Source organism: Vibrio sp. STUT-A16, assembly GCF_026000495.1.
Taxonomy (GTDB): domain Bacteria; phylum Pseudomonadota; class Gammaproteobacteria; order Enterobacterales; family Vibrionaceae; genus Vibrio; species Vibrio diabolicus.
The window spans coordinates 1,740,529-1,757,385 of record NZ_AP026765.1; the positions used below are offsets into that span (position 1 = coordinate 1,740,529).

19 protein-coding genes are annotated in these 16,857 nt (G+C 42.6%); 11 read left to right on the forward strand and 8 right to left on the reverse strand.

Annotated features, from left to right (window positions below; translation table 11 throughout):
* Positions 1-22: 22 nt before the first annotated feature.
* A complete protein-coding gene (locus OO778_RS08495) occupies positions 23-343 on the reverse strand; it encodes an STAS domain-containing protein (protein WP_005394270.1) in 321 nt (106 codons plus the stop codon).
* A 423-nt stretch (positions 344-766) separates the two neighbouring features.
* On the opposite strand from OO778_RS08495, the gene OO778_RS08500 reads away from it, so the two are divergent.
* Complete coding sequence (locus OO778_RS08500; protein WP_104969470.1) at positions 767-1,612, forward strand: DNA ligase; 846 nt, start codon at positions 767-769, stop codon at positions 1,610-1,612.
* A 15-nt stretch (positions 1,613-1,627) separates the two neighbouring features.
* Here the strand turns inward: OO778_RS08500 and OO778_RS08505 are convergent, their stop codons facing one another.
* Positions 1,628-2,626: a DUF3080 domain-containing protein gene (locus tag OO778_RS08505; RefSeq protein ID WP_104969469.1), complete on the reverse strand. Its 999-nt coding sequence runs from the start codon at positions 2,624-2,626 to the stop codon at positions 1,628-1,630.
* Positions 2,627-2,760: 134 nt separating this feature from the next.
* On the reverse strand, positions 2,761-4,131 hold the full coding sequence (locus OO778_RS08510) for an MATE family efflux transporter (RefSeq protein ID WP_005396222.1): 1,371 nt from the start codon (positions 4,129-4,131) through the stop codon (positions 2,761-2,763).
* A gap of 394 nt (positions 4,132-4,525) precedes the next feature.
* Here OO778_RS08510 and OO778_RS08515 point away from each other — a divergent pair, with 394 nt between their 5' ends.
* Entirely contained in the window at positions 4,526-5,137 is a 612-nt protein-coding gene (locus tag OO778_RS08515; protein WP_054867079.1) for a riboflavin synthase, read from the forward strand.
* A 75-nt stretch (positions 5,138-5,212) separates the two neighbouring features.
* On the opposite strand, the gene OO778_RS08520 is transcribed toward OO778_RS08515, so the two are convergent.
* Entirely contained in the window at positions 5,213-5,407 is a 195-nt protein-coding gene (locus OO778_RS08520) for a CPXCG motif-containing cysteine-rich protein (protein WP_005396219.1), read from the reverse strand.
* A 253-nt stretch (positions 5,408-5,660) separates the two neighbouring features.
* Positions 5,661-6,527 (reverse strand): fructosamine kinase family protein, encoded by an 867-nt coding sequence (locus tag OO778_RS08525; protein WP_005396217.1) that lies wholly within the window; start codon positions 6,525-6,527, stop codon positions 5,661-5,663.
* 224 nt (positions 6,528-6,751) lie between these two features.
* Here OO778_RS08525 and OO778_RS08530 point away from each other — a divergent pair, with 224 nt between their 5' ends.
* The 3 genes from OO778_RS08530 (at position 6,752) to OO778_RS08540 (ending at position 9,223) form a co-directional block, all read left to right on the forward strand.
* Positions 6,752-7,726 (forward strand): response regulator, encoded by a 975-nt coding sequence (locus tag OO778_RS08530; protein WP_005396215.1) that lies wholly within the window; start codon positions 6,752-6,754, stop codon positions 7,724-7,726.
* A complete protein-coding gene (locus OO778_RS08535; protein ID WP_005396213.1) occupies positions 7,726-8,688 on the forward strand; it encodes a diguanylate cyclase in 963 nt (320 codons plus the stop codon). The genes OO778_RS08530 and OO778_RS08535 overlap by 1 nt, the downstream gene beginning before the upstream one ends.
* Before the next feature lie 190 nt (positions 8,689-8,878).
* Complete coding sequence (locus OO778_RS08540; protein WP_005396212.1) at positions 8,879-9,223, forward strand: DUF3802 family protein; 345 nt, start codon at positions 8,879-8,881, stop codon at positions 9,221-9,223.
* Positions 9,224-9,267: 44 nt separating this feature from the next.
* On the opposite strand, the gene OO778_RS08545 is transcribed toward OO778_RS08540, so the two are convergent.
* Positions 9,268-9,762 (reverse strand): NlpC/P60 family protein, encoded by a 495-nt coding sequence (locus tag OO778_RS08545; RefSeq protein WP_005396208.1) that lies wholly within the window; start codon positions 9,760-9,762, stop codon positions 9,268-9,270.
* A gap of 134 nt (positions 9,763-9,896) precedes the next feature.
* Between OO778_RS08545 and OO778_RS08550 the strand changes: the two genes are divergently transcribed.
* From OO778_RS08550 to OO778_RS08565, 4 genes are all read left to right on the forward strand, one after another.
* Complete coding sequence (locus OO778_RS08550; RefSeq protein ID WP_264911335.1) at positions 9,897-11,915, forward strand: methyl-accepting chemotaxis protein; 2,019 nt, start codon at positions 9,897-9,899, stop codon at positions 11,913-11,915.
* 280 nt (positions 11,916-12,195) lie between these two features.
* Positions 12,196-12,609, forward strand: coding sequence for an NUDIX domain-containing protein (locus tag OO778_RS08555; protein WP_074191447.1), 414 nt, complete (start codon positions 12,196-12,198; stop codon positions 12,607-12,609).
* Between the two features lie 201 nt (positions 12,610-12,810).
* On the forward strand, positions 12,811-13,191 hold the full coding sequence (locus OO778_RS08560; RefSeq protein WP_065646732.1) for a hypothetical protein: 381 nt from the start codon (positions 12,811-12,813) through the stop codon (positions 13,189-13,191).
* Positions 13,192-13,238: 47 nt separating this feature from the next.
* Positions 13,239-13,469, forward strand: coding sequence for a hypothetical protein (locus OO778_RS08565; RefSeq protein ID WP_074191448.1), 231 nt, complete (start codon positions 13,239-13,241; stop codon positions 13,467-13,469).
* Between the two features lie 90 nt (positions 13,470-13,559).
* Here the strand turns inward: OO778_RS08565 and OO778_RS08570 are convergent, their stop codons facing one another.
* Complete coding sequence (locus OO778_RS08570; RefSeq protein ID WP_074191449.1) at positions 13,560-14,381, reverse strand: sterol desaturase family protein; 822 nt, start codon at positions 14,379-14,381, stop codon at positions 13,560-13,562.
* 149 nt (positions 14,382-14,530) lie between these two features.
* Here OO778_RS08570 and OO778_RS08575 point away from each other — a divergent pair, with 149 nt between their 5' ends.
* Both OO778_RS08575 and nagK read left to right on the forward strand, forming a co-directional pair.
* Positions 14,531-15,280: a tRNA-uridine aminocarboxypropyltransferase gene (locus OO778_RS08575; protein WP_264911383.1), complete on the forward strand. Its 750-nt coding sequence runs from the start codon at positions 14,531-14,533 to the stop codon at positions 15,278-15,280.
* A 173-nt stretch (positions 15,281-15,453) separates the two neighbouring features.
* On the forward strand, positions 15,454-16,365 hold the full coding sequence (gene nagK / locus OO778_RS08580; protein ID WP_074191450.1) for an N-acetylglucosamine kinase: 912 nt from the start codon (positions 15,454-15,456) through the stop codon (positions 16,363-16,365).
* 217 nt (positions 16,366-16,582) lie between these two features.
* Here nagK and OO778_RS08585 read toward each other — a convergent pair whose 3' ends face one another.
* Entirely contained in the window at positions 16,583-16,849 is a 267-nt protein-coding gene (locus OO778_RS08585; RefSeq protein ID WP_005377584.1) for a DUF2960 domain-containing protein, read from the reverse strand.
* Positions 16,850-16,857 lie beyond the last annotated feature (8 nt).

Consider the following 16,857-nt stretch of genomic DNA (forward strand, 5'->3'; position numbering starts at 1 on the left):
ACCTCCGTTTAAACCGGTATTTTTAGTGTCCTTTTGAGTTAACGGGAATAGCATGGTTAATACGAAGCAAGCTCATGATTTCTAAAGGTTGGCCTGATACGTTTTCAATACTCATGCTTCTTTCACGTTCAACTAGACGCTTATATAAGTAAACAATGGCACCAATCCCTGAAGAATCAAGAAATTGGACGTGCTGCAGGTTAATTTCGACTTCTTTGTGATGATTGTCGTGAATTACTTCATCAATGTGATGTTGTGCTTGTCGACAGCCACTTGCGTCTAAGTCACCAAAAAACTCAATGGCTAATTTGTCTTGATTAATTTCTAGTTTGCGTAATTCCATGACTCTATCTCCGTTTGTTTTCTCTACTTGGATATAGAGCAGGTAACGTGCCAAATTTAAATGCAAACAAAATCAGATAGTTATGAGTATTTGGTAATGTCATTCAAATTGAGAAGGAATAGGTTCTCAATTTGAGAATCAAAAACGCATAGACAAACGGCTTGTTCAGGAGAGAGGTCGAATTAATATCGAGTGCTAAAGCAAGAGTCTCATCGAGATTAGATTGCGACTTGATTTGAGACTCACCCATCTTATTGTGAACAATGTGTAAATATTAAATGCAAAATCTGTCTAAAGTTTATGATTGTCCTTGCAAATCATTACTTAAGTTGATTGTTCTGAGTCGAAGAATGACTAGTAACAAATAGGTCATCGAGAGGAGTTACGGTTCAATAAAGGCGCTTTTTTGTACAAGGTCTTCTTATGCCATTAAAAATGACATTAATCGCGCTGGCTGTTATGACAGCGTCTTCACAGCTTCAAGCTGATACTTCTCTCACGCCTCCAGTTTCTCTTGCGCAAAGCTATCAAGATGGTATCGATGTATCTGAATACTGGTATAGCGAAAAACTCGACGGCATTCGCGCCTATTGGACAGGACAACATCTCGTGACGAGAAATGGTAACCGAATCTACGCTCCAGATTGGTTTATAGATTCACTACCTGACTATCCGTTAGATGGTGAGCTATGGGCGGGACGAGGCAATTTTCATCTCGTACAACAAACGGTTTTGGATAAAACGCCTGTGGAGTCAGCTTGGCGAAACATTGATTTTATGATCTTTGATATGCCGTATTCTGCTGGTGATTACCGGAAGCGTTATTACAACATCAAAGACTTAGTGCTCGAAGTAGACCAACCTCATATCAAATATGTCGAACACCGAGCGATCCAAAATGAAGCTCACCTGTTTGCGCAATTGGATAAGATTTCAATATCCGATGGTGAAGGGGTGATGCTACGTAAGGTATCAAGCCGTTATCAAGCTGGACGTGGTAGTGATTTACTTAAACTGAAACGATACGCGGATGATGAAGCGCTAGTCGTGGGCTATAAGCCAGGCACGGGGCGTTTATTGGGTATGATGGGGGCGATGTTAGTTCGCTTACCAGATGGTACAGAGTTTTACATTGGTAGTGGGTTTACCGATGAAGTGCGTCGTCAGCCTCCGAAAATAGGTTCAACCATCACGTTCAGGTACAACGGTTTTACTCATAACGGTAAGCCACGTTTTGCCCGATTCTTGCGTGAGAGGCTGAAGGAATAGAACGCTCTGCACTTACTAGTTACCAACGGTTACGCCGCACCGCTTGAAGAGACCCTGCCAAAACTGAACGTGGTTTAGGGTTTCTTGTCTAAAGGTTTTGTGTGCCTCTTTTATACCATATTGATGACCATGAAGTTGCATACGCTTTTCTATCAAGGTGGCGCCATCATGAAGTTGCTGATAGGTACTGTCTAAATAGGCTAAGTAAGGTTGCACTTCTTCAACGTAAATAGATTGGAAGACATTTCTTAGGTAGCGGAACTGGGTGGTGTCTCGGTTTGGCCCGCACAATACATTATTCTGAAGTTGTTCAAGTAACTGAGTCGTAGCTTTTAGCCAGTGAGAAGCGTTTATCATCGAATAGTAAAGCCGTCCGATTAAACGAGATTTCTCTAGCTCTTCTTGATATTGCACAATCTCAATATCGGGCAGACGTGAAATGGCGCGATGAGGCAAGCCGTACATTTCACTGAAAAGACGATAGACGTCGTTAATACGTGCAACATCATTTGGTGTTTCTTGAGATAGCCAATCCGACGCTGTTAGCTGCTTTTGCATTGCATCACTCGCGAGTAGCAAGTTGTCAAGATGAGTACCTAAATGTTGCCACTTAGTCGAATAAAGCTCTGTTAATGTAGTACGTTCTTCATCGCTGAGCTGAAATTCGGATAGACATCGATTCATGACTCGTAACAGTGAAGTTTGGTAATCAAAATCATGAAATGCATCCTGCACCTTACCAAGTTGCGAGTTTTTCTCGGCAAGTAGATTGAATAGTCCACACTGGCGTAATTGGTAGCTTTCTAGTAAACCAATCGATAGCCTTGGAAGTGGCTCGAATAAGTCACGTTTTGCAGGTATGGTCACAGTAGGTTGCGATTCGATTGGAAGAGTAGGAGCGTCCAACACATTGGCGACACGTTGGTGATACTTGTCAAACATGGCGTTTTCTGGGTTGAACCAGCTATCGCAACCGTTAAGAAACAAGACTAATAACAATAAAATAGACCGCACAAATATCCTTTTTATAACTTCGTATTCGTCACCCAGAGAGCAGACTCTACTGGCTCACAAGCTTGCTATAAGTATACTCAACAGCATTATTATTCGATCAAAAAAGCCAGCGTGTGCTGGCTTTTTTCTTATTATCACTGAACTGAAAAGTTCAATTGCACCTCTGGTTCTTGGCGGTGCATCCAGCGCATTCTTACCCCTAACATAAGTGCGGCAGAAGAAAGGCCGATGATAAAGCCTAGCCAGAAACCTTGCGCTCCCATTGGTTCGACGATCCAGTCTGTGCGGCCAAGGACGTAACCCATTGGTAAACCAAGAATCCAGTAGGCGATAAAAGTACGATTGAAGATGGCTCGCATATCTTTATAGCCACGCAGTGCACCTGCTGCGATTACCTGAACTGCGTCCGTACATTGATAAACAGCAGCAAATACGAGCAGTTGCATCGCTAGAGTGATGACTTCTGGGTTGCTAGTGTAAAGTTCGGCGATCCATTCACGAGACAATACGGTTAATATCGCTGTAAGAACAGATAAACCTAGACCAACCATTATGCCCACTCGTGAAGCAACGCGAGCGCCATCTACGTTTTCTTCGCCAAGTCGATGGCCGACACGAATACTCACTGCCGCACCGATACTCATTGGAAGCATAAATACTAGCGACGAGAAGTTAATCGCAACCTGATGCGCAGCAACGATGATTGGTCCTAGTGGTGAAACCAATAGTGCAACGACAGCAAATAGTGTCACTTCAAAAAACAGCGCTGCTGCAACAGGAAAGCCGAGCCTGAACAGACGAACTTGCGCTTTCCATTGTGGTCGATGCCATTCACCAAATAAGTTGATGCTTTTAAGTCGATCTGATGTCATTACATAAAGCAATAGTAGGGCAAACATAACCCAGTAAACTATCGTGGTTGCAACACCACAGCCAACACCGCCTAATTCAGGTGCGCCAAACTTGCCATACACGAAAATCCAGTTTAGTGGAATGTTGAGCAGTAAACCGATAAAGCCAATGACCATTGCTGGTTTCGTCAATGACATACCATCCGTAAAGCTTCTAAGCGTTTGAAAAAGCAAGAAAGCAGGCACTGCTAAGATAACAGCATGAATGTATCCCACTGTTTTTTCTGCCATCAACGTTTCAACATCCATAAATCCGAGAATAAATTGGGTTTGAAGCAGCACTGCAATAATCGGCACACTGATCAACAATGCCAAAACGACGCCTTGTTGAATTTCAAACGGGATTTTTACTCGACGACCAGAGCCATTTAACTGTGCGACAACAGGGACTAACGCCATTAACAAACCCACACCAAATAAAATGGATGGAAGCCAAATACTTGAAGCGACAGAAACCGCAGCCATGTCGGTGGCACTAACGCCTCCGGCCATAACGGTATCAACAAACCCCATACCAGTTTGAGCAACAGATGCGATCAATACCGGGGTCGCCAATTTGATGAGACTTGATGCTTCTTCTTTATAGCGATGCACGAAAAATACTCCAGAGCGGAACAATAAGTTGAAAGAATGAGAGCGCTCGAGGACAAAAGATGTGGTGAACTGATCTGATGGTTGATTTTAGTCACGATAAGGTGAAAAAATGCCTCGGAGAAACTCCGCGCAAATGATAAACAATTGTATGTTTATATTCCATAGTTAGGTTGCGAATAGTGGATAACACTAACTTAATGCTCGCTAAGCTCAGGATACGCTAATACTGAGAGCTGTAATAAATCATGTTAATGTAAGAAGCATGTATGAGAACAAGGCTCCATTTTTCAATAGGTCGTTGCTCTATAATCTACAGGTTTTATCTCGATACACAGTGCTGTGCTTCAGGCTCTGTCATCGATTGCAGCTTGTATGAAATCAATAGGTAAAAAGAATGTTTACAGGAATAGTTCAGGGTACGGCTAAGGTCGTTAAAATTGATAAAAAAGAACGCTTTCAAACGCATGTTGTCGAGTTAAGCGATGAGCTTTGTAAAGGATTAGAAATAGGGGCATCTGTCGCTCACAATGGCTGCTGCCTGACCGTGACCAATATAAATGGCAACCTTATCAGCTTTGATTTAATGCAAGCGACATTGGCTCTCACCAACTTAGGCGAGCTAGTTGAAGGTGACAGCGTAAACATTGAGCGAGCTGCCAAGTTTGGTGATGAAATTGGCGGACATAGCATGTCTGGCCATATTAGTTTGATGGCTGACATTGTCGAGATCATCGATACGCCTAATAACCGCACTATTTGGTTCCAACTGCCGCAAGAATCAATGAAATATGTGTTAGCGAAAGGCTATATCGGCTTGGATGGTTGTTCTTTGACGATTGGTGAGGTTGAAGCGTGTCGTTTTTCAGTACATCTAATTCCAGAAACCTTGCAACGAACACTCTTTGGAGTAAGACAAGTAGGGGACCGCGTTAATATCGAGTTTGACCCTCAGACTCAAGCCATAGTTGATACTGTTGAGCGAGTTCTCGCAGCAAAACAGCTTTAGAATGATAAAAAGGAGCCAAGCGCTCCTTTTTAATTCAAGTGACTTTGTGTTTCCAACGCTTACATGCTCGAGTTGTTATTCGTAATTGTCATCGATAAACAGTTCGACTTTATCTTGCAGCTCATCTACTCGCATATTTAAGTGAATGGCATGGCAACAAGCTGGGCAATCATCATAAAACTCTTGGTCACCATTACTTGCATCTAGTGTAATGCCGATTGAATGTCCACAATGGGGGCATTTGACATGCCTTTCGGTATAATTTTTCATACAACAACTCCTAATATCGCAGGGCTTTTAAACACTCTATTCTTTAAGGAAGTACAGCCCTTCACTTACTTTGCCTACAAGGAAAATAGGCACAATCCAAAGTTAAGTCTCCTTTGATATTAGGTGGAGTTGTTGCTAATTGAGTCGAAATAAGTATAAAACTTGACCCCAAACTCAACCTTGAGCTTAGGGTTATTTTCTGTAGTGATGTGCCTCGAGGTTTTACATCTTGAAATATGCAGTGGCTTCCAAATTAATAAGAAATAATTTTATTAATAACTTGTTGAGCCTGCTCCAAGTAATGGCCGCCAAATAAATTGCAATGGTTGAGAACATGGTAAAGGTTATAGATATCTTTACGCTCTTGATAACCAGCAGAAAGTGGCATAACAGATTCATAACCTTGATAAAATTCCGGTTGAAATCCACCAAAAAGCTCAGTCATCGCAATATCACACTCCCTGTCACCCCAGTAGCAGGCGGGGTCGTAACAGATAGGGCCACATGCCGTGAGAGCCGCATTCCCATTCCATAAATCGCCATGCAGCAAGGAAGGCTCTGGAGCATGGTTTGCTAGCAGTTGTTTTACGACATCTATAAAGTCGTCGATATCAACTAAAGTGACGCCTTTTTCTTTAAGGAGTTGTAATTGCCATCCTATGCGTTGCTCAGCAAAGAAGACACACCACTTCTTGTGCCACTTATTGGGTTGTAGAGTAGAACCGAGATAGTTATCCGTATCAAAACCAAATTCCTTTTGCTCGCCCCATTGATGAAGGTGAGCTAATTGCTGTCCTAATTTAAAGCTGTTTGGGCCATCTTCTAATGGCTTTGTTGGAAGGTAGTTAAGAATTAGGAATGAGGCGTTTTTGGTTTTACCAACCAACACAACCTCTGGAACAAATAGGGTAGATGTCTCACGCAAAAGATGCAGACTTTCTGCCTCAACTTCAAACTTAGACAAAAACTCGCGATCGTTAATTTTCACGAAATAGCGCTGTTCGCCGTCATTGATCATGTAGCTTTCACTGATATCCCCACCAGACAGTCTTACTTTTTCCGTGATCTGGTACTCGAATAATAAAGTATCAGAAAGCTGTTGCGATATTGCTTGCCACATACAAAACCTCGCGAATCTATTTGACCACCAACAGTTTAGGATAAAAAGCAAGGTGTTGGCGCTACGTTGAGCATACTTCGTAAAGAAACCTTCCTCTCAGTGTAGTCAATTTGTATAAATGTGAATCAAATCGCTTATAAGCCTCTGATTTGTCGGCATAGCATATGGAGATGAACGTATACAACAGGTATTATTATTTTTTTGACGTTAGTTCCATTGGTGGCATGAAAATACTGATATGTGATGACTCAGCGGTTGCAAGAAAGCTCATTGCGCGCTCCATCGTACAAGATACATCATTGCACCTGATCGAAGCTCAAGATGGGTATGAGGCGCTAAATATTCTTGCGGAGCAAAATATCGATATTTTGTTTCTCGATTTAACGATGCCGATCATGGACGGTTTTGAAGTCCTCGAGTCATTACCTGTTAGTCACTACCAGACTAAAATCGTCATTATTTCTGGAGATGTTCAACAAGAGGCAAAACAGCGCTGCATAGAGCTAGGTGCTCAAGCTTTTATCGCTAAGCCTCTGACAGAAGAGCAGGTGATACCGCTCTATGAACAATTGGGGCTGCACTATGCGTTCAAGCCTAGCCATTCGATTGATCCTAAAAGCCAGATTTGCGAGGAGTTCTCCTCATTAGCCAAATTCCGCGAGATTGCAAACATTGCACTTGGTAAAGGGGCTGCGATTATGGCAGACCACTTACACGAGTTCATCCAACTTCCTGTTCCACATGTTGGTCCGTTATCCTATGGCGAACTTCATATGACGCTTGTCGACGTTGTTGGGCGTGATGGCTCCGTCGCGGTTGCGCAGAGGTTTGTTGGTGGCGGTATTCATGGTGAAGCTCTGGTGTGTTTACGTGGTAGAGACATCAATCAAATTGGCGAGAAGTTAGGCTATCTGCTTGAGTTTACACCTCATAATGAAATCATTTTGAATATCTCGAACTTACTGGTTTCGTCATTTCTCACATCGTTAGGGGATCAGCTCGACAAGCAATTCTCACTTCGTCAGCCAGGCATTGTGGATACGTTGACGCCTTATTGTGAAGAGCAGGGTGAATTAGGTGAGCTGTTTACTATCGAATACACTTACATGGCAGAAGCGCTCGATTTTGAGTGTGAGGTATTGTTTTTAATTGATAAACCATCCGTAGAAATTATTTATGAAATCATGGAGCTAATCTAATGTCCGATATTACGCTGGACATAGCAGACTTTCATTGGGTCACACAAATTCTCGATACGATGGATTCAGGGCTTATCGTGTTGGATCAAGAGTATAAGGTCTGTGTGTGGAACAGTTTTATGCAGTCATACAGTGGCGTTCTGTCACAAGAAATCCTTGGCCAATGTTTATTTGATCATTTTGAAGAGCTGCCAAAAACTTGGCTAGAAACCAAGATAAAAACCGCCGCCGATCTGGAAACTCGTTCCTTCTCTAGCTGGGAAAACCGACCGTACCTTTTTAAATTCAACAATTTTTCTCCGGTTTCAAACAGCAGTGATTTCATGTATCAAGACATCGTAATCACCCCGTTAATCGGGCTCTCAGGAGAGGTCAGCCACATTGCTATTCAAGTGAATGATGTCTCTGAAACGGCAAGAAATCGCATTCATTTGAAAGAAACAAATCAACATTTGTCTGAAATCAGTCGCAAAGATGGTTTAACAGGTTTATTTAATCGCGCTTATTGGGAGCAATCGCTGAAAGAAGAGTTTGCTCACCTAAAAGTTATCGACGGACCATGCTCATTAGTAATATTTGATATCGACCACTTTAAAAAAGTGAATGATACCTATGGTCACCCGACGGGAGATGAAGTCATTCGTCGTACTTCTTCGTTATTAAGAAAGACAGCAAGAAGCAGTGATGTGTGCGGTCGTTTTGGCGGAGAAGAGTTTACGGTATTGCTTCCTCATACGAATCAAGAACAAGCTTGCTATTTCGCGGAGCGTTTACGTAAAAGAATTGAGCAAGAGATCGTGAAAGTGGAAGATTTTTTGATTAATTACACGATAAGTATTGGTGTTTGCGAGTATAAACCTTATTTTGAAACTCACACTCAATGGTTAAAGAGTGCCGATGCTGCGTTGTATCGTGCAAAAGAAAACGGTCGTAACCAAACTTGTTTGCATGAAAATGACTGAAATACAAAAAGGTTTGAAGAAACCCTGTATCCGAACGCAGTGAGGCAAAGCGCAATTGTTTGAAAAACATCCAGTTGGTTCGTGAATGTTTGTTAATATGAAATAAGTTAATGAAATTTTCTCGGCATGTCTTACTATTGAAACTATTCCGCTTTCAGCTTCGAAGGCTTGCAATAAACGGAGAAAAACAGTGGTTTTAGAAACCGATGGATATCTCGCTCTTATCGAGCACTTGTCGCTAAATCTAGATATTTTCACGACTGAAATTGGCGACACTGGATCCGAAAGCATCGAAGATGTCGTCACCGATATGGTGGCTTCAAACATCATGGCGATCTTTGAGCAAAACCCAGAGCTTCACTCAAGCGTACGCTTCAAATTACTAAAAGAAGCGGATGCGGTTGTTGAAGATCTTGGTGAGATATTGGCTGGTGTATGGCATAAAAAAGCGACTAATGAACAGATCACGTTCCTTGATGAATACATCGCTTTGGTTAAAAACCTATTCGATACTGCCGTTGCTACTTACGATTGATATTATTTGATACCAGTCATCTCCAATTCTAAAAGTAAGAAGAGTTACATTGTAACTCTTCTTACTTGCCAAAACTTAGATGCCCAGTATGGGTTGTCGATTCTTGAAATGATCACACCTTTAGACGTTGACGCATGCATGAACTGCTTGTTACCCAAGTAAATACCTACATGATAGGTCGTCCGTCTTGTCTTAAAAAACACCAAATCTCCTTGTTTGGCGTCCGTCCAATTTAATTCCACACCTTGTTTCGATTGTTGTCTCGTTGTCCTGGGTAACGATAGCTGATAAGCCTCGACAAAGGCTTTTTGCACAAATGCCGAGCAATCAATACCAGATTTTTGTGTGCCGCCTAAGCGATAAGGTGTGCCATGCCATTCTGTATAAAACTGGAACAAGTCAGGGTTATTGTCCAATAACTGATTTGTAGGTGTTGTCACTTGCACTTGCTCGCTAGGTTCAGGCCCAGAAGAGCAGGCGCTTAGTAGCACACTGATTATCAAAGGAAAATATACTCGACGCAAATCACCACCTGTCATCTCTACGACTCACAACTGAAATATTAGTGTCATAACCAATCCATAGTATGGGCTGCAAATCACGGTTTTGTCTCACAAATGTGACGGAATCACTGCAAAACCGATTCAACCTTAAGAAAGAATAAAAATTGATTATGGCAAAGCGAAAACGCTCACGCACATCACTTTCACTGATTCAGGCTGTTAGTGCAACATTTTTAACTATCATAGCTCTTGTTATAGCCCTTTCTGTCTCAAGTTTCAAAGGAATGGAACAGGTAGGAGAGCAATTTGAAGACTTGTCGCAAAAAGCGTTACCAATCGCGATGGCGAACGCAAAGTTAACCAGGAATGTATTGGAGATGGTTAAGCTACTCAACCATGGTATGCAAATTACTGAGCCAAAAGAGTTGCCTCTAATAAAAGAGCAAATCGATTCACTTGCGACTCAAAGTAAAAGTTTGGTTGGAGAAGCTTCTGGTGTTGCTGAGCAACTCTCTGAGGAGTTAGATACAAATTTAGCGCGTTTACATAACATCACGCAGTCCATTTTACTGAAGCAATCTTCAGTGATAAAAATTCAAATGGATATTGATGCAGGAGTTGGTGGGTTCCGCTATGGACTCAGCTCTATCGGCTCGGAAATGAATCGAATTAGCTCGTTTCTTAGTGCCGAAAATCCTGAATCGAGTGATGCCGCCAACCGATTTATTGCCTCAGCGAGCTCAATGGAAAGCACGTTCTTAGTAATGATGATGCATTCTGAGCTGAGCAAAGCCGAAAAAGAATACCGAGAAATGCGTAACCGTATTGCAGGTATTAATCTCGCCTATGAAGATTTCCAGTCTTTACATCCAGAAGTAAGCGAATACGCAAGCCTAACGGCACCGTACGAGATGGTGAAGCAAGGCTTTAGTGAAAAGGGCGTGCTGCGTTTGATCCTCGCCAAACTAGAACAAGGGGAACTGCAACGTTCAGAGTTTAAACAGGCTTCGATTCTTGCGGATGAAACCATGCGGTTGCTTGATCAAATATCACAAGCTGCTGGTGAGTTGATTGCGGATAAAGAGAGTGTGGTCAATGACACTATTCAGTCAGTGAGTGTTATGATCGTTTTTGCAGCGTGTGTGATTTCTTTCATTATTCTGATCACTTGGTTCAGTCTGAAGTCATGGACAAACCGAGGGTTAAGAAATGTACTAATGCGTCTTTCCGCACTTACCGAACATGACTTCCGTTACAATGCACAAGAGGTTGGTCCTTATGAGCTGAAAGAAGTAGCAAGAAAACTAAACCAAGTGATTGATTCAACAAACAACTCTATCCAAACAGTTACACGTAACTGTGAGACGCTTTATCAGACGGCCGAAGTAAGCCACAGTGCAGCTGAACAAACGAGCGATGGGTTGACGACACAAAATGAAGCGTTGGCGAGCATGATCACGACCATTACGCAACTTGAAGCCTCCATTCGTGAAATAGCAACAGTGACAAATGCCTCGTCACAGGACTCGATGCTTGCTACCCAGCACACTGAAAAAGGCGTTCAAGTTGTGGAACAAAACCGTGAACGTTTGGAATCACTTGAACGCTCTTTGGATATGAATGAGCAATCTATGTTAGAACTAGACCAGCGTGTTAAGCAGATTCGTGAAATGGTCGACATGATCAGTGGTATTGCTGACAACACAAACTTGCTTGCTCTCAACGCAGCAATAGAAGCCGCTCGAGCTGGTGAACAAGGGCGTGGGTTTGCAGTTGTCGCGGATGAAGTCCGCAAACTAGCAAGTGATACTTCTCAACAAACAACGAACATCCGAGCAATGATGAGCGAGCTTATTACCGCAGCAGAGCGTTCTCGCCAAGCGGTAAGTGATTCAAGAGAAGAAATGGCCCACGCGCTGCAGTCCAGCAATGAAGTGAAATCAACATTCTCGGATATCAACCTCGCGGTTAAGCACATTCAAGAGCGTGTTGAGCAAATCTCTGTTGCCACGGAAGAGCAAGAACGTGCGACGGCAGATGTATCTCAATCCATTACCCATATTTCTGACCTTGGCGAACGTACTCAGCTGCAGCTTGAGTCTATGGTTGAGAGTTCTGAGCAAGTGGCGGAAATTGCAGGGCGTCAACAAGCGATGTTGCATAAATACGAGCTACATCAGTCCGCATAAGTGACATGTTTTCATCTTCTAAAAGCAGAACTTCGGTTCTGCTTTTTTGTTGCTTCTACTCATCCTCTCATTGCTATTCAAATCGCAAAAGTGAGTTATATCGCATCTTGCTCATTTCTTAAGGGCTGAGTTATCACTACGTGGTGTTAATGCTATCTCGGTGAAACAAGATGGCTAGAATGTTGTCCGAATTCAAAGGAATGGATAATGCAACTTCATGCGATTCCTTTATATCCAGAACAAGCCAAAGCTTTCTGCTTAAACAACGAGGAGTGGTTTTGTGATCGATAAAGTTTGTCCCGTCGTTCTGCGTAAGCAAAACCAAGAGCTCCTACTTTTTAAACATCCGTTGGCGGGTATTCAGCTCGTCAAGGGTACTGTTGAGACGTTTGATGAAAGTTACATTACAGCCGCGAAGCGGGAGCTCGCTGAAGAATCTGGAATTACGCACGTTATCTCCGCTCGGTATTTATGCTCATGGGACAGTGGCTTTCAAAATCAAGTATGGCATTTTGTTGTGTGCGAGTGTGCTGACCTAGAGGATTCATGGACGTTTCATACACAAGACGATGGCGGACATGATTTTGCGTTCTTTTGGCACGATATAGGGAGCGATATTTCCTCACAAGCGCATACCGTTTTTCAGAACGCACTGGAAAAAGTTCGAAAACTGATAGACCAAGGAGCGGTTTGAATGAGACTTCTGTTCTAACATTGGTGTATTTGAGCGAAATGCCAAAGCTAACACTATGCTTCTATCAGGAGCGAATAAATTTCTTTCGCACGCCTCACGTACTGTTTAAAGGCACTGTCGATCTCAAAAATGGCTATGAGATTACAAATGTTTAACTGACTTCTATATGCTTTGCGCATTCATTCAGATAAGGAAACGATAATGGATAAATTCGTCGTGTTTCTCTTATGCCTTTTTATGACAGTTGGCGGTGTGGTTCATCTTTATGACAACATTGCTAACGGTTTTTTGCCTTATGATTTTGCGCCACGCTGGTTGAATATTTATTGGAGCTCGTTGGGGCTGTTAGACTTACTAGCGGTGTATCTGTTGGTGAAGCACCGTCGTTCCGGATTAGTACTTATGCTATTGATTCTGACGACCAATGTTATTTTTAGCTCGCACGCTCACTATGCATTAGAAATATTGGACAACAATGCCGCACTTCAAATGAAAACACTCTTTTTAGGTTTTTCATTCGGCGTATCTATCTGGTTATGGAACGCGCGTAAACATCGACAATCACGCCAGATATTTCGTTAACTTTCACTTTTCATCACTCAATTAAGGATAGTAAACAGGGATTCGTTATGAACGATTTTAAAGACTTGGCCAGTTTCGCTGGTTTCAGCGTACTGACAGGTTTAAGCTTTGGTACCACTTTCTTCAGTCTGGCTTTTCTATACAGCTCAATAGAAGTACAACAAGCAATGAATACTAATGCTTTGGTGTGCACGGTGCTTGGTGTGGTTGGTTTATTTGTTGGTATTACTCAGTTAAACAAAAAACGTCAACTAACGGAGAGTGAATCCATTAGCTAGCATCGTAAGGATGAAGTGGTGTTTAACTGGTTGGTGTTTAGGTTTAGTCTATTCGCTTTGTTTACGCACTTCATCCACAAAAACTTTTCTTCAACTGTTGCGTCTTCTTCGGTTATAGCGAAAAGGTTGCGTTAACAGCTTGTCTAATCGTTGTTCTGCTTCATTCCTAATTTCCGGTATACCAATTACGACATCATCATGGCCAAGCTCAGGCTGAGCTCGATATGTCCCAAAAAGTCGATCCCAAACAGAAAGGAAGAAACCGAAATTCGAGTTGGTTTCTTTTGCTATCACGGAATGATGAACGCGATGCATGTCTGGCGTCACTATGACGTTTCGCAGTTTCTGATCCGCTGATAAAGCCAGTTTTGCATTACTGTGATTAAACATCGCACTGGCATTGAGCACTATTTCGAATACCACGATAGCGATAGGAGAAACGCCTAAGATAAATACGGTGGCAATTTTGACACCCATCGAGATGATGATTTCGATAGGATGAAAACGTGCGCCAGTGGTGACATCAATGTCGAGATCGGCATGGTGCATTCGATGAAGCTTCCACAGTGGCTTTACATAGTGAAAGACCACATGCTGAACGTAAATGACGAAATCAAGCAGAATAACCGCTAGAAGCACGTTTAACCAAGCGGGTAGGGAGAGCAAATTAAATAGTCCCCATTGTTGCTCCTGAGCGATAATTGCAGCTTGAAAGGCGGCGATAGGCATGACTAACGCAACAATCAAGCTATTCATAGCAACCAGTGATAAGTTATTGACCCAGCGAAACCCGCGTGAAGAGGTAAGTGTTTTTCTCGGCAGTTTGTTTTCCCAAAGGGCACAAAGTAATAATACGCCGAGAAAAAAGCCTAATCTTATCCACGAGGGATCTTGAAACGTCGTTTCTGTCACTGTCATTTCCTTATTTATTACTTTATCTATGACCGAGATAAGGGTGAAATTATTTCAACAAACAGTAAGGTGCGTTGAAGGGCTTATCTTGAGGCGAAACCATAATGTCAGTAGAATCGCGCTCTACTTTTTACTTGGCATTACTTACCATGAGAATTCACGCTTTCCACCGTTTATATCAGTACCGACAATCTATCTCAACCAAGCCTTTCAACGCGCGTGGATGTAAAGTGGTTCGTTGCCAATATTGCCAGGTTTCTGAGCAACACTGTTTGTGCGATCTTCAGCCAAACATCAAGGCTAATATTGCATGTATGTTGATTGTTTCTGAAAACGAAGTATTTAAGCCAAGTAATACCGGTCGTCTAATTGCGGATACGATTCAAGAGACTTACGTTTATCAATGGAACCGAACAGAACCGTCTGAGGAGATGCTGGAGCTACTACAGGATGACAACTACCAACCAGTGATTGTATTTCCTGCAGACTATGTGGATGACCCATCTCGTTTAATTGAAGATCTGGAGCCTGCGCGATTAATAAACGAAGAGGCTCAGAACAAAAAATGGTTGCTGATCTTTATTGATGGTAGCTGGCGTGAGGCACGAAAAATTTTCCGTCGCTCTGAGTTTTTGCAGTCTCTACCAGTTTTATCTATCGAGCCGGAGTGTTTATCTGAATACATCATGCGCCGTTCTGAGAATGAGCAGCATCTTTCAACCGCCGAAGTCGCGACGTTAGTTTTGAAACAAGCCGGTGAGAATAAAGCATCGAAATGCCTTCAGTTGTGGTTTGAAGCCTTTAGAGAAACCTACATGTTGACCAAGACCCGAGTCAAAAACGATCCCAACCGACCGCATTTAAAACGTTTCAAAGATTGGGTGAAAACCGAGAGCTGACTCTAAGGAATGAACTTTTGTTGATGGCATGTTGTTCAACTGGCTGCGGTGAGGGGATAAATCTGCATTCGGTCACGGTTTGCAGGCGTACAGATATGGATAATGCCACTAGTTTATACTTTTGACTCCAGCCATTTTTGGAGTCGTTTAAGCATTTTTTAGGAGAGAAATACATGTATTACGGCTTTGATGTCGGTGGCACTAAAATTGAATTTGGTGCATTTAACGAGAAGCTTGAGCGTGTAGCGACGGAACGTGTACCTACACCAACAGACAACTACGAGCTGCTGGTTGATACCATTGCGGAATTGGTTAACAAATACGATGCAAAGTTTGGTTGCGAAGGCACCATTGGTCTTGGTCTACCTGGCATGGAAGATGCGGACGATGCAACGGTATTAACAGTTAACGTTCCTGCGGCGAAAGGCAAACCACTGCGCGCGGATCTTGAAGCGAAAATCGGTCGCAGCGTAAAGATTGAAAACGATGCGAACTGTTTTGCGCTATCAGAAGCATGGGACGAAGAGCTTCAAGATGAACCTTCTGTACTTGGTTTGATCCTAGGTACTGGTTTTGGTGGTGGTTTTATCTACGATGGTAAAGTTTTCTCTGGTCGTAACCACGTAGCAGGTGAGGTGGGTCATACTCGTTTACCTATCGATGCTTGGTTCCACCTAGGCGAAAACGCACCTCTGTTGGGCTGTGGTTGTGACAAGAAAGGTTGTTTAGACAGTTACCTTTCTGGTCGAGGCTTCGAACTTCTTTATGCCCATTACTACGGTGAAGAGAAGAAAGCGATCGACATCATTAAAGCGCACGCAGAAGGTGAGGCGAAAGCTGTTGAGCACGTTGAGCGTTTTATGGAGTTGCTGGCTATCTGTTTTGCAAACATCTTTACAGCGACTGACCCACATGTTGTTGTGCTGGGTGGTGGTCTTTCCAACTTCGAATTGATTTACGAAGAGATGCCAAAACGTATTCCTAAGTACCTGCTTTCTGTTGCTAAGTGTCCGAAGATCATCAAAGCAAAACACGGTGATTCAGGTGGTGTACGTGGCGCTGCGTTCCTAAACATCAAGTCGTGACTGAAACCTTACTCGATATAAAGTAAGAAGAAATTTAAAGCCCCGTTTAGACCATCAAGGTAAAACGGGGCTTTTTACTTATATATCGAAGTAACTCATATACCCAAGTAACTCATATACCTAAGTAATTTCGGTATGCTCGGGTATAGAGCACGAACAAAAATAGCATGTATAAAAAACTCGCGACGAATCGCGAGTTTTCTGTTTGCAGCTAAGCTTATTTGTTCTTTTTGCCTACGCCTAGGTTTTCTTTTTGAGCTAGGGTGATTTTACTAAAGCCTAATTTTCTGAAGTAGTTATCGCGGTAGTTGCGCACCGCTTTAGTGTCAGACACTGCTTCAATTTGTTGCTCCATCTTTAGGAACTCAGTGATATCGATACCTTCTGCTTCTGCAACCGCTTCTTGAATGTTGCGGTGCTGCTGGTATGAGAACGTCAGTTCTTTGTCTTGGTCTTTGTAAGTGTAAAGAATGGTGCGAGCCATAGCTGTCT